Origin of the sequence: Streptomyces sp. NBC_01171 (genome assembly GCF_045039805.1) — a bacterium.
GTDB lineage: Bacteria > Actinomycetota > Actinomycetes > Streptomycetales > Streptomycetaceae > Streptomyces.
Window position 1 is genome coordinate 5,024,027 of the sequence record NZ_CP108609.1, and the last position, 11,942, is coordinate 5,035,968.

The following is an 11,942-nucleotide window of genomic DNA, read 5'->3' on the forward strand; positions in this document are numbered from 1 at the left end:
CGCCTCCCCTCATTCCTGGCGGGCGCGACCCCCGGCCAAACGCCGTGCCCCGAATCGGCAGGACACACCGTCAGAACAGCGGCTCGGGCAGCACGCCCTCCAGCGCGAGCAACTGCCGCTTCGTCTCCAGCCCGCCCCCGAACCCCCCGATCCCGCCGTCGCTCTCCACCACCCGGTGACACGGCACGACCACCGGCAGCGGGTTGGCGCCCATCGCGGTGCCCACTGCCTGCGCCCCGCCCGGCTGCCCGACCCGCCGGGCCAGATCGCCGTAACCGACCACCGTGCCGTACGGGACGCCGTCGGCCAGCTCGCGCAGCACCGCCCGGTTGAAGCCGGAGATCAGCGACCAGTCCAGCGGCAGGTCGAAGTCCTGGCGTTCGCCCACCAGATACGCCTCGACCTGCCGTATCGCCTCCGCCAGCAGGGGCGCGCCCGGCTCCTCCAGCGGCTCGGTGCCGTACCGTGCCGCCAGCCGCTTCAGCGCGCGCTCGCGCGCCGGGCCGGTGGCGTGGAAGACCACGTTGACCAGGCCCTGGCCGCTCGCGGCCAGCATCAGCGGGCCGATGCGGCTGTCCACGACCGCCCACACGACCCGCTGTCCGTCCTGCCCCTGGCTGTCCATGCCGACCACGTTACGACCCGCCACTGACAACGGGCCTCGCCGTTGAACTCAGTCGGCGCTCAGGGCCGTACGCACCACGTCCGGCTTGTTGGTGATGATGCCGTCGACGCCGTAGCCCCGGACCTTCCGCGCCGTGGCCGCGTCGTTCACCGTCCAGGTGAAGAGCCGGAGGGGCTTGCCGTGCGGCCCCTTCAGGGCGTGCGCGGCCGAGACATAGCTCGTGGAGACGTCCGCGTACGCCGGGTTGACCAGGTCGGCGAACCGGGCGTACGCACTCAGCTCGGCGACCTTCGGGTGGCCCAGGTAGCCGGTGGTCAGCGCGGGCTTGAGCTGGTGCACCGTGCGGATGCTGTCCGCGCTGAAGCTCTGCACGATCAGGCGGCTCTGGTGCGCGCGGTCCAGCCAGCCCTCGTTGCTCAGGGTCTTGAGGATCTGCGCCTCGATGCCGGGGTACAGCTCGGGGTTCTTGACCTCCAGCAGCAGTTTCTCGTGGTTGTGCTCGACCCGGCGCATGTAGCGCTCCAGCGTCGGCACGCGCGCGCCCGCGTAAGCGGGGGAGAACCAGCTCCCCGCGTCCAGCCGGGCGATCTCCGCCGCCGTGAAGTCCTTCACCTTCCAGGGAGCCCGGCCGGGGAAGACGTCCTCGACGTTCGTGGTGCGGGCCAGGCTGTCGTCGTGGATGACGACCAGCTTGCCGTCCTTGGTGCGCTGCACGTCGTTCTCCACCCAGGAGAAGCCCAGCCTCGCCGCCTTGTCGATGGCGGACAGCGTGTTCTCGGGCGCGTAAGCGGAGGCCCCGCGGTGGGCGACCACCGTGGGCTGGGCCGCCCGAGCCGGCCGGCCGTCGGAGCCGGGGCTCAGCAGGACCGCCGCCCCCAGGGCCGCGGTGGCCGCGGTGGCCGCGGCGGCGACTGCGTGCGCGTGCATGCGTACTCCTCACGTCCGGCGAATACCAACAGCACCAGAGTGACAGCGGAGCGTCAACGGCACAGGAGCGCGGAAACGGCCACACGATGAACGGCGGGGCCCAACTCCGCACACCGGTGCCGCACAAGTGGGGTAAGACCGTGTTTCTTTGCCGGAAAATCATTCGACCATTCCGGTGGCGGCCATACTCTCTCCGACAGCCCGACCGTCACAGCGGTGCTGGGCAGGGGGAACATCGCGTCGGTAAAGGGACGCGAGAAGGCGAGGGACAGCCGCGCATGCGAGGCACGATCGACGGATTCAGCTACGGGGTCGTCACCCCCCTCGTGGGATATGTGATGGCCTGCCTGGGCGGCGCTCTCGGCCTGCGCTGCACCACCCGGTCCCTGCTGGTCACCCACTCCTGGCGGCCCGCGTGGCTGGCCCTGGGCTCGACCGCGATCGGCTCCGGCATCTGGACCATGCACTTCATCGCCATGATGGGCTTCTCCATCGACGAGACGCCGGTCCGCTTCGACAAACCGATGACCTATGCCAGCCTCGGTCTTGCCATCGTCATGGTGGGCATCGGGATCTTCATCATCGGCTACCGGGGCGCCACCGGCACCTCGCTCGTCACCGGCGGCACGATCACCGGCCTGGGCGTCGCCTCGATGCACTACCTCGGCATGGCGGGCATGCGCTTCGACGGACAGTTCACCTACGACATCACCGGTGTCGTCGCCTCCGTCGTCATCGCCGTCGTGGCCGCCACCGTCGCCCTCTGGGCCGCCGGGCACGTCAGGGGCCTGCGGGGCAGCGTCGGCGCCAGCCTCGTCATGGGCCTCGCCGTCAGCGGCATGCACTACACCGGCATGGCCGGACTCACCGTCCACCTCCACGGCACCCCCGGCACCGCCACCAGCGGCTCGCCGGCCGCCGTGCTCGCCCCGATCCTGATCGGACCGCTCGCCCTCCTGCTCCTCGCGGCCGTCGTCGTGATGTTCGATCCGCTGATGGTCAAGGGCGCGCCGCGGCGCATCCCCGAGGAGTCCAAGCCGGGCGTCCCGGCCGCCGCCGTACCCTCCCACCAGCGCATTCGTCCGCCGCAGCGGCCTATCCGCGAGCCGGTCCACGCCGACGCCCACGGCTCTCGCACCCCGCAGCGCCACTGACTCCCGACCCGTTGTCAGTGGGGGGTCGTACGGTTGACTCCATGCGGCCCGTTTCAAAGATCGAACGCACGGTGGCGCCCTTCGAGGTCGTCAGCCCCTACCAGCCCAGCGGCGACCAGCCGGCGGCCATCGCCGACCTGGCCAAGCGTGTGCAGGGCGGCGAGAAGGACGTCGTACTGCTCGGCGCGACCGGTACCGGCAAGTCCGCCACCACCGCGTGGATGATCGAGAAGCTCCAGCGCCCCACCCTGGTCATGGCGCCGAACAAGACGCTGGCCGCCCAGTTGGCCAACGAATTCCGCGAGCTGCTCCCGAACAACGCGGTCGAATACTTCGTCTCGTACTACGACTACTACCAGCCAGAGGCGTATGTCCCGCAGTCGGACACCTACATCGAGAAGGACTCCTCGATCAACGAGGAGGTCGAGCGCCTGCGCCACTCGGCGACGAACTCCCTGCTCACCCGCCGTGACGTGATCGTGGTCGCCTCCGTCTCCTGCATCTACGGCCTGGGCACGCCGCAGGAGTACGTGGACCGCATGGTCCCGCTCAAGGTCGGCGAGGAGATCGACCGCGACGACCTGCTGCGCCGCTTCGTCGACATCCAGTACACGCGCAACGACACCGCCTTCACCCGCGGCACCTTCCGCGTGCGCGGCGACACCATCGAGATCTTCCCGGTCTACGAGGAGCTGGCCGTCCGCATCGAGATGTTCGGCGACGAGATCGAGGCGCTCTCCACGCTGCACCCGATCACCGGCGAGATCATCAGCGACGACCAGCAGCTCTACGTCTTCCCCGCCTCCCACTACGTCGCCGGACCGGAGCGCATGGAGCGCGCCGTGAACGGCATCGAGAAGGAGCTGGGGGAGCGCCTGGCCGAGCTGGAGAAGCAGGGCAAGCTCCTGGAGGCCCAGCGCCTGCGGATGCGCACCACCTACGACATCGAGATGCTCCGCCAGATCGGCACCTGCTCCGGTGTGGAGAACTACTCGATGCACTTCGACGGCCGCCTCCCCGGCTCCCCGCCGAACACCCTGCTCGACTACTTCCCGGACGACTTCCTGCTGGTCATCGACGAGTCGCACGTCACCGTCCCGCAGATCGGCGCCATGTACGAGGGCGACGCCTCCCGCAAGCGCACCCTGGTCGACCACGGCTTCCGGCTGCCCTCCGCGCTGGACAACCGACCGCTGAAGTGGGAGGAGTTCCAGGAGCGCATCGGGCAGACCGTCTACCTGTCGGCGACTCCGGGCGCCTACGAGCTGTCCCGGGGCGACGGCGTGGTGGAGCAGATCATCCGCCCGACCGGCCTGGTCGACCCCGAGGTCGTGGTCAAGCCCACCGAGGGCCAGATCGACGACCTGGTGCACGAGATCCGGGAGCGCACCGACAAGGACGAGCGTGTCCTGGTCACCACGCTCACCAAGAAGATGGCCGAGGACCTCACCGACTACTTCGTGGAACTCGGCATCCAGGTCCGCTATCTGCACAGCGACGTCGACACCCTGCGCCGCGTGGAGCTGCTGCGCGAGCTGCGCGCCGGTGAGTACGACGTCTTGGTCGGCATCAACCTGCTGCGCGAGGGCCTCGACCTGCCCGAGGTCTCCCTGGTGGCCATCCTCGACGCCGACAAGGAGGGCTTCCTGCGCTCCGGCACCTCGCTGATCCAGACCATCGGCCGCGCGGCGCGCAACGTCTCCGGTCAGGTCCACATGTACGCCGACAAGATCACCCCGGCGATGGAGAAGGCCATCGACGAGACCAACCGGCGCCGCGAGAAGCAGGTCGCGTACAACACGGCCAACGGCATCGACCCGCAGCCGCTGCGCAAGAAGATCAACGACATCGTCGCGCAGATCGCCCGCGAGGACGTCGACACCGAGCAGCTCCTCGGCACCGGCTACCGGCAGCAGAAGGACGGCAAGGCGCCCAAGACGCCGGTCCCCAGCCTCGGGGGCAAGGCGACCCAGGACGCCAAGGCGAAGGCGGCCAAGACCAAGGCCAAGGGCAAGACGCAGCCCACCGACCAGCCGGCCGCCGAACTCGCCGGGCAGATCGAGGAGATGACGGACAGGATGCGCGCCGCCGCCGCGGAGCTGCAGTTCGAGATCGCCGCCCGGCTGCGCGACGAGGTGTCCGAGATGAAGAAGGAACTGCGCCAGATGCGGGAGGCCGGTCTCGCCTGACCCTGCTGACCCGTCCGGACCTCGGCATACGCGCCCAGTGTTGCAACACCGACACAAAGCGCGGGCCGGGGTTCGGCACGGTCGGCCACGCTGCGTAGGGTTCTGGGCAACCGCGCGCTGCGCGGCAACAGGGGAACACCGAGAGGGGATTCAGCCGTGACCGTCAACATGACCAAGGGCCAGGCCATCAGCCTGGAGAAGAAGGACGGGGCCACCCTGACCGCGGTCCGTATGGGTCTCGGCTGGCAGGCGGCGAAGCGACGCGGGCTGTTCGGCTCGCGCACCCGCGAGATCGACCTGGACGCCTCGGCGGTCCTCTTCGCGGAGAAGCAGCCGGTCGACGTGGTCTTCTTCCGTCATCTGGTGAGCGACGACGGTTCCGTACGGCACACCGGTGACAACCTCGTCGGCGGTGTCGGGCAGGGCGGCGACGACGAGGCCGTGCTGGTGGACCTCCAGCGGGTCCCGCCCCACGTCGACCAGATCGTCTTCACGGTGAACTCCTTCACCGGGCAGACCTTCCAGGAGGTGCAGAACGCGTTCTGCCGCCTGGTGGACGAGACCAACGGCCAGGAACTCGCGCGCTACACGCTGGCGGGCGGCGGCGAGTACACCGCGCAGATCATGGCCAAGGTGCACCGCCAGGGCGCCGGCTGGACGATGACCGCGCTGGGCGAGCCGGCCAACGGGCGCACCTTCCAGGACCTGATGCCGGCGATCCTGCCGCACCTGTAGGACCCGCCCGGCGCGCACCACCACACGACACAGGGGGACGGCGATGGGGGCCGAACTGGTGCGGGGGCAGAACCACCCGCTGCCCCGGACCCGGATGGAGATCCTGATCTCGGCCGAGACCCCCGTGCTCGTGGCGGCCGCCCTCGGTGACGAGGGCGGCCGTGTTCATGACGGTCACCAGATCGCCCATCCCGGCGTCCCCGTCCTCCCCGGCGTCGAGGTGCCCCGCGCGGCGGCCGCCGAGCACCGCCTCTCCGTCGACCTGGGCAAGCTGTCCGAGGCGGTGCACCGCGTCACCGTGCTGCTGGCGCTGCCTGAACGGCCGGGCGCCGAACTGCGGTTCGGCGCGACCACCGCCCCGCGAGCGACCGTCACCGATGCCGATGGCACGGAGATCGTCCGCTTCACCCTCGCCGGGCTGGACGCCGAGTCGGCCGTCGTCGCGCTGGAGCTGTACCGCAGGCACGGCGACTGGAAGGTGCGCGCGGTCGGCCAGGGGTACGCGGAGGGCCTGACCGCACTCCTGGCGGACCTGGGGCTGCCCGCGGCCCGCGAAGTGGCCGAGGCGATGCACGAAGCCGGCCGCCCCAGCGAGGCGCAGGCAGCCGTTCCTTCGGAGGTCCGGCCGCCCAGGGGTGGAACGGTCGACTACACCCACCCTGGGCGACAGGCTTCCCAAGAGCCACAGCCCATCGCGGGCGACGCGCCGGGCGGGTCGATGGAGGAGCGGCTGTACAACCAGGTCTGGGGCATGTTCGAGGACCTGGCCCGCGCCACCGCCGCCCTCCGGAGCGCGGCCGACTTCGCCGCCGCACGCCTGGACCGGGAACTCGACGAGGCCCTGGCCGACCCGCGCGCCAGGATCGGTGACGCCGGGGACGCGGCACGGCAGGCGGCCCAGGCCAGGCACGACGAGCTGATGGGCCGGGCGCGGGCGGCCCATGACCGCGACCTCGCCCAGCTCACCGCCGAGGCCGAGGTCGTCGAGCCCGCCCTGCCGCCCGCGTACGCCCGCTGGGACAGCCCGGTCTGGCACGGCCATCGGATGCCGGTCGAGCCGCCCCAGGCCGTACGGCTGGGCGACCTCCACCTCCCCGAGAGCGCGTCCCTGCGCATCCCGATGCTGGTCAGGCTGCCGCTGGAGCGGGGCCTGTGGGTCGACAGCGGCGCTAGACGGGCCGACTCCACGGACTCCGTGGAACGTCGTCGGCCGGCCCTGGAGGTGGCCGTGGCCCTCGCCGCGCGGCTGCTCGGCGTCCACCCGGTGGGGGAGTTCTCCGTGGAGGTCATCGACCCGGCCGGTGCCGGAGCCGGACCGCTCGGCGCCCTCACCCGGTCGGGCGCGCTGACGGGACCGCCCGCGAGGGGTACGGCGGGCGTCGCGCAGGCGCTGGAGTCGCTCACCCGGCGGGTCGACCTCGTGCGTATGGCGATCGGCGGTGGCGCCACCGAGGCGCTGCCGGACGGCTTCGACACTGCCCGGCGGCTGCTGATCGTCAACGACTTCCCGCAGGGTTTCGACGACCGCGCCCTGACCCGGCTGCGCTTCCTCGCCGACGAGGGCCCGGCGGCCGGGGTCCATCTGCTGCTGGTCGCGGACCGGGCGGACGCCGGGGAGCTCGGGGCGTTGCTCGACCCGCTGTGGCGTTCGTTGATGCGACTCACGCCGTCACCCGACGACCATTTCGCCGATCCCTGGGTCGGGCACGCCTGGACCTTCGAGCCGTCGCTCCCGCCGCAGGGCGGGGCGGTGCTTCAGCAGGTGCTCGGCGTGGTCTCCGATGCCAGGATCAAGGGAAAGTAAAGAACCTCTGAGCTGCTCACTTGGTCTTTACTTTACCTTTCTCTTTACTCTTCCTTGGTGATTGCGCTACCGTGTTCGTGCGGAGGGGAGTACTCCCTGATGCGGCGCACCCGTCAGTACGAATCCCCATGGGTTCCGGGGCGCCGGCCCGTTCCTCGGGTGGAAGAGACCTCCGGCAGCGACAACGCTGATGTTTGCCGTGACGTGATGCCGGAGGTGCAGTGGACGTCTCGATGACCCTGTGGGTCTTGACCATCGTGGGGCTGGCCGCCCTGATCGCGGTGGACTTCTTCATCGGCCGCAAGCCGCATGAGGTGTCCATCAAGGAAGCGGGTATCTGGACAGCCGTCTGGATCGCCCTGGCCGGACTCTTCGGCCTCGGACTGTTCTACTTCGGCGGTTCCCAGCCGGCCGGGGAGTTCTTCGCCGGCTTCATCACCGAGAAGTCGCTGAGTGTCGACAACCTCTTCGTCTTCGTCCTGATCATGACGAAGTTCGCGGTGCCCGCGCAGTACCAGCAGCGGGTCCTGCTCTTCGGCGTGCTCATAGCCCTGGTCCTGCGGGCCGTCTTCATCGCGGCCGGAGCGGCGATCATCGCCAGCTTCTCCTGGGTGTTCTTCATCTTCGGCGCCTTCCTGATCTGGACCGCCTGGAAGCTCATCCAGGAGGCCCGCGCCGATCACGAGGACGAGGAGTACGAGGAGAACAAGCTCCTGAAGGCCGCCGAGCGCAGGTTCGGTGTCGCCGACCGGTACCACGGCACCAAGCTGTGGATCGAGGAGAACGGCAAGCGGGTCATGACCCCGATGCTGGTCGTGATGCTCGCCATCGGCACCACCGACGTGCTGTTCGCGCTGGACTCCATCCCCGCGATCTTCGGCCTGACGCAGGACCCGTACATCGTCTTCACCGCGAACGCCTTCGCCCTGATGGGCCTGCGCCAGCTCTACTTCCTCATCGGCGGCCTGCTGAAGAAGCTGGTCCACCTGTCCTACGGCCTGTCGGTCATCCTGGGCTTCATCGGCGTCAAGCTGGTGCTGCACGCCCTGCACGAACTGGGAGTGCACGTCCCCGAGATCAGCATCCCGGTCTCCCTGGCCGTGATCTGCGGCGTGCTCGTCATCACCACGATCACCAGCCTCATCGCCTCCCGGAAGCAGGCCGCCGCCGAGGCGGCCGGGGGCGACGGCGCCTCCAAGGACAGCATCGACGCCTGACCCTTCCCCCCCCGTGAGGCGGGCGACCCGTGCGGAAGGTGCCGCAACCAGGCACCTTCCGCACGGGAAGGCTCCGCCCCGACCGACCCCGCCGCGCCCGCCCGACCGGTGCGCCGGACGAAACGAACGGAATGCGAACCCTGTACGCCTCTGCCACCATCACTGCATGATCACTCGGCTCAGGTCGCTCGCCGCGCGGTGGACGCTCCTCGTGCCGGTGCTCGCGGTCGTCCTCCTCGTCTTCACCTGGGGCCGCGGCCTGCCCGGTGCGGTGGTCGCCCTGGTCGCCCTCGTGCTCGCCGGGTCCGTACTGGCCGCCGTGCATCACGCCGAGGTCGTAGCCCACCGGGTGGGCGAACCCTTCGGCTCCCTGGTGCTCGCCGTCGCCGTCACCATCATCGAGGTGGCACTGATCGTCACCCTCATGGTGGACGGCGGGGACAAGAGCGCCACGCTGGCCCGCGACACGGTGTTCGCCGCCGTGATGATCACCTGCAACGGCATCGTCGGCATCTGCCTCCTGGTCGGCTCCCTGCGGCACGGCACCGCCGTGTTCAACCCCGAGGGCACCGGAGCCGCCCTGGCGACGGTCGCCACCCTCGCCACCCTCAGCCTGGTGCTGCCGACCTTCACGACCAGCAAGCCCGGCCCCGAGTTCTCCTCCGTGCAACTGACGTTCGCGGCCTTTTCCTCGCTGATCCTCTACGGCCTCTTCGTCACCACCCAGACCGTCCGGCACCGCGACTACTTCCTCCCGGTCACCAAGGAGGGGGACGTCATCACCGGGGCCGACCACGCGGCACCCCCGACCACCCGCCAGGCCCGGATCAGCCTCGGCCTGCTCGGCCTCGCCCTGATCGGCGTGGTCGGTCTCGCCAAGGGCGTGTCGCCCACCATCGAATCCGGGGTGGAGGGCGCGGGGCTGCCTCCGGCCGTCGTCGGTGTGATCATCGCTTTGCTCGTGCTGCTCCCGGAGACCATCGCCGCGCTGCGCGCCGCCCGCCGCGACCGGGTGCAGACCAGCCTCAACCTCGCGCTCGGCTCCGCCATGGCCAGCATCGGCCTGACCATCCCGGCCGTCGCCCTGGCGTCGATCTGGCTGTCCGGACCGCTCGTGCTGGGCCTCGGCTCCACGCACATGCTGCTGCTCGTGCTCACCGTGGTGGTCGCCTCGCTCACGGTCGTGCCCGGCCGCGCCACCCCGCTCCAGGGTGGCGTCCACCTGGTCATCTTCGCCGCCTACCTGGAACTGGCCCTCAACCCGTAGCCGAGGGCGCCCCACCAGGCCCGCGAGCCGCCCGGCGGGCCGTGATAGACCGGGTGCGAGTAGTGGCCGCCCTGCCGGCCGCCCCCGACGCACCGGAGGAAACCACCGTGCCCCGCAGCCTGGCCAGCGCCCCGATCATGATCCTCAACGGGCCCAACCTGAACCTCCTCGGCCAGCGGCAGCCCGAGATCTACGGCAAGGACACCCTGGCCGATGTGGAGGCCATGTGCGCCGTGGCCGCGGCCGCGTACGGCGGCACGGTGGACTGCCGGCAGTCCAACCACGAGGGTCAGTTGGTGGACTGGATTCACGAGGCACGGCTCGACCACGCCGGGATCGTCATCAACCCCGGCGCCTACTCCCACACGTCGGTGGCGATCCTGGACGCGCTCAACACCTGCGACGGCCTGCCCGTGGTGGAGGTCCACATCTCCAACATCCACCAGCGCGAGTCGTTCCGGCACCACTCGTACGTCTCGCTGCGCGCCGACGGCGTGATCGCGGGCTGCGGGGTGCAGGGGTACGTCTTCGCCGTGGAGCGGATCGCCACGCTGGCGGGGTCGGCGCGGGCCGACGCCTGAGCGCCGCCCCGGCTCACCAGCCGCGCGCGTGCCACTCCGGCAGATGCGGGCGCTCGGCACCGAGGCTGGTGTCGTCGCCGTGGCCGGGGTAGACCCAGGTCTCGTCCGGCAGCGCGTCGAAGATCTTCGTCTCCACGTCGTGGATCAGGCTGGCGAACGCCTCGGGGTCCTGGTGGGTGTTGCCGACACCGCCGGGGAAGAGGCAGTCACCGGTGAAGACGTGCGGGTGGCCGTGCGGGTCGTCGTAGATCAGCGCGATGGAGCCCGGCGTGTGCCCGACCAGGTGGCGGGCGGTCAGCTCGACCTGGCCGACCCGGATGACGTCCCCGTCGTCGACCGGCACATCGGTGGCGACCGGGATGCCCGAGGCGTCCTCCCGTCCGGCGTACGTGCGGGCGCCGGTGGCGCCGACGACCTCGCCGAGCGCCTGCCAGTGGTCACCGTGCTGATGGGTGGTGACGACGGACGCGATGCCGTCCTCGCCGATCATGGTGAGGAGCGTGTGCGGCTCGGCGGCCGCGTCGATCAGGAGCTGCTCGTCGGTGGCCCGGCAACGCAGCAGATAGGCGTTGTTGTTCATCGGGCCGACCGCGACCTTCGTGATCATCAGGTCCTTCAGCTCGTGCACGTCCGCCGGACCGCCGACCCTGACCTCGCCGCTGTACGTCATGACGATCAGCCTATAGCGGGGCGGGGGTTGGCGGCCCGGCGCCATGTCACAGCGGGGGCAGTGCGGGCAGCTCGCCGCCCTTCACCTCCAGCGCGGTCCCTTCCCGGCGCCCGGCGAGCCAGCCCAGCAGGTCGGCCGGGCTGCCGGTGACGGTGACCTCGGGCTCGGGCGCCTCCCGCCCGGTGCTCCAGGTCCGCGTGCCGTCGCTCAGCAGCGTCGCGGGCACCTCGGGGTGGCCCAGGAAGCGCTGGGCCAGGAACCCGGTCTCGCGCTCGGTGAACTCGGCCGGGAGATCCTCCAGCTCATAGCCGGCGCCGAGGTCCACGTGGTGCAGCTCGATCTCGACCCAGCGCCGGAACGGCAGCCGGGCCGCGACGTCGGTGATGCCGTTGCGTAGCTCCACGACGCGGTTCCAGTCGCCCGGTGCCGAACCCGCCGCGTCGAACCGGGCCGCGCTGTCGCGTACGTCGGTGAGGTGGGTCTCCAGGGGGCGCGGGGCGTCCCGCTCGATGTCGGCGTCGCGTGTCTCGGCGCTCACGTACATCGGGCGGCCTTCGAGGACGTTCACGAGGGCGTCGGCGTTGCGGGCGACGTGAGCGAGGACATGTCCGCGCGTCCAGCCCGGAAGCCGTGACGGCTCGGCCAGCGCCGCGTTGTCCAGTACGGCGGCCGCGCTGAGCAGCCGTTCCGTCGCTTCCTGTACACGGGCCAGGTCATGAGCGTGATCGGTCATGAGGCCCGACCCTAGCGGGACCACTCCTTCGGGTGAAGGT

11 protein-coding genes are annotated in these 11,942 nt (G+C 70.5%); 7 read left to right on the forward strand and 4 right to left on the reverse strand.

Annotation, left to right across the window (positions count from 1 at the left end; genetic code table 11):
* Positions 1–70: 70 nt before the first annotated feature.
* Together OG448_RS23140 and OG448_RS23145 are read right to left on the reverse strand one after the other, a co-directional pair.
* Positions 71–625: a methylated-DNA--[protein]-cysteine S-methyltransferase gene (locus OG448_RS23140; protein WP_405556532.1), complete on the reverse strand. Its 555-nt coding sequence runs from the start codon at positions 623–625 to the stop codon at positions 71–73.
* Between the two features lie 48 nt (positions 626–673).
* Positions 674–1,552 carry a glycerophosphodiester phosphodiesterase gene (locus OG448_RS23145; RefSeq protein WP_405556534.1) on the reverse strand — a complete coding sequence of 293 codons (879 nt, stop codon included), beginning with the start codon at positions 1,550–1,552 and terminating at the stop codon, positions 674–676.
* Positions 1,553–1,830: 278 nt separating this feature from the next.
* Here OG448_RS23145 and OG448_RS23150 point away from each other — a divergent pair, with 278 nt between their 5' ends.
* From OG448_RS23150 to aroQ, 7 genes are all read left to right on the forward strand, one after another.
* Entirely contained in the window at positions 1,831–2,706 is an 876-nt protein-coding gene (locus OG448_RS23150; RefSeq protein ID WP_405556535.1) for an MHYT domain-containing protein, read from the forward strand.
* Positions 2,707–2,747: 41 nt separating this feature from the next.
* Positions 2,748–4,895 carry an excinuclease ABC subunit UvrB gene (gene uvrB / locus OG448_RS23155; protein ID WP_405556537.1) on the forward strand — a complete coding sequence of 716 codons (2,148 nt, stop codon included), beginning with the start codon at positions 2,748–2,750 and terminating at the stop codon, positions 4,893–4,895.
* A 156-nt stretch (positions 4,896–5,051) separates the two neighbouring features.
* Positions 5,052–5,630 carry a TerD family protein gene (locus tag OG448_RS23160; RefSeq protein WP_030809798.1) on the forward strand — a complete coding sequence of 193 codons (579 nt, stop codon included), beginning with the start codon at positions 5,052–5,054 and terminating at the stop codon, positions 5,628–5,630.
* Positions 5,631–5,673: 43 nt separating this feature from the next.
* Entirely contained in the window at positions 5,674–7,434 is a 1,761-nt protein-coding gene (locus OG448_RS23165) for a TerD family protein (RefSeq protein ID WP_405556539.1), read from the forward strand.
* Between the two features lie 233 nt (positions 7,435–7,667).
* Positions 7,668–8,651 carry a TerC family protein gene (locus OG448_RS23170; protein WP_405556541.1) on the forward strand — a complete coding sequence of 328 codons (984 nt, stop codon included), beginning with the start codon at positions 7,668–7,670 and terminating at the stop codon, positions 8,649–8,651.
* Positions 8,652–8,817: 166 nt separating this feature from the next.
* Complete coding sequence (locus OG448_RS23175) at positions 8,818–9,918, forward strand: calcium:proton antiporter (protein WP_405556543.1); 1,101 nt, start codon at positions 8,818–8,820, stop codon at positions 9,916–9,918.
* Between the two features lie 107 nt (positions 9,919–10,025).
* Positions 10,026–10,499 (forward strand): type II 3-dehydroquinate dehydratase, encoded by a 474-nt coding sequence (gene aroQ, locus OG448_RS23180; RefSeq protein ID WP_405556545.1) that lies wholly within the window; start codon positions 10,026–10,028, stop codon positions 10,497–10,499.
* Positions 10,500–10,512: 13 nt separating this feature from the next.
* On the opposite strand, the gene OG448_RS23185 is transcribed toward aroQ, so the two are convergent.
* Positions 10,513–11,169, reverse strand: coding sequence for an MBL fold metallo-hydrolase (locus tag OG448_RS23185; RefSeq protein ID WP_391291312.1), 657 nt, complete (start codon positions 11,167–11,169; stop codon positions 10,513–10,515).
* 46 nt (positions 11,170–11,215) lie between these two features.
* The gene (locus OG448_RS23190; RefSeq protein WP_405556548.1) at positions 11,216–11,902 is read right to left on the reverse strand and encodes a maleylpyruvate isomerase family mycothiol-dependent enzyme; all 687 of its coding nucleotides are present in this window, start codon (positions 11,900–11,902) and stop codon (positions 11,216–11,218) included.
* Between the last annotated feature and the right edge of the window lie 40 nt (positions 11,903–11,942).

Coding starts and splice junctions, on each gene's coding strand:
- OG448_RS23140 (WP_405556532.1), bottom strand. CDS start 625: ATGGACAGCCAGGGGCAGGACGGACAGCGGGTCGTGTGGGCGGTCGTG.
- OG448_RS23145 (WP_405556534.1), bottom strand. CDS start 1,552: ATGCACGCGCACGCAGTCGCCGCCGCGGCCACCGCGGCCACCGCGGCC.
- OG448_RS23150 (WP_405556535.1), top strand. CDS start 1,831: ATGCGAGGCACGATCGACGGATTCAGCTACGGGGTCGTCACCCCCCTC.
- uvrB (WP_405556537.1), top strand. CDS start 2,748: ATGCGGCCCGTTTCAAAGATCGAACGCACGGTGGCGCCCTTCGAGGTC.
- OG448_RS23165 (WP_405556539.1), top strand. CDS start 5,674: ATGGGGGCCGAACTGGTGCGGGGGCAGAACCACCCGCTGCCCCGGACC.
- OG448_RS23170 (WP_405556541.1), top strand. CDS start 7,668: ATGACCCTGTGGGTCTTGACCATCGTGGGGCTGGCCGCCCTGATCGCG.
- OG448_RS23175 (WP_405556543.1), top strand. CDS start 8,818: ATGATCACTCGGCTCAGGTCGCTCGCCGCGCGGTGGACGCTCCTCGTG.
- OG448_RS23185 (WP_391291312.1), bottom strand. CDS start 11,169: ATGACGTACAGCGGCGAGGTCAGGGTCGGCGGTCCGGCGGACGTGCAC.
- OG448_RS23190 (WP_405556548.1), bottom strand. CDS start 11,902: ATGACCGATCACGCTCATGACCTGGCCCGTGTACAGGAAGCGACGGAA.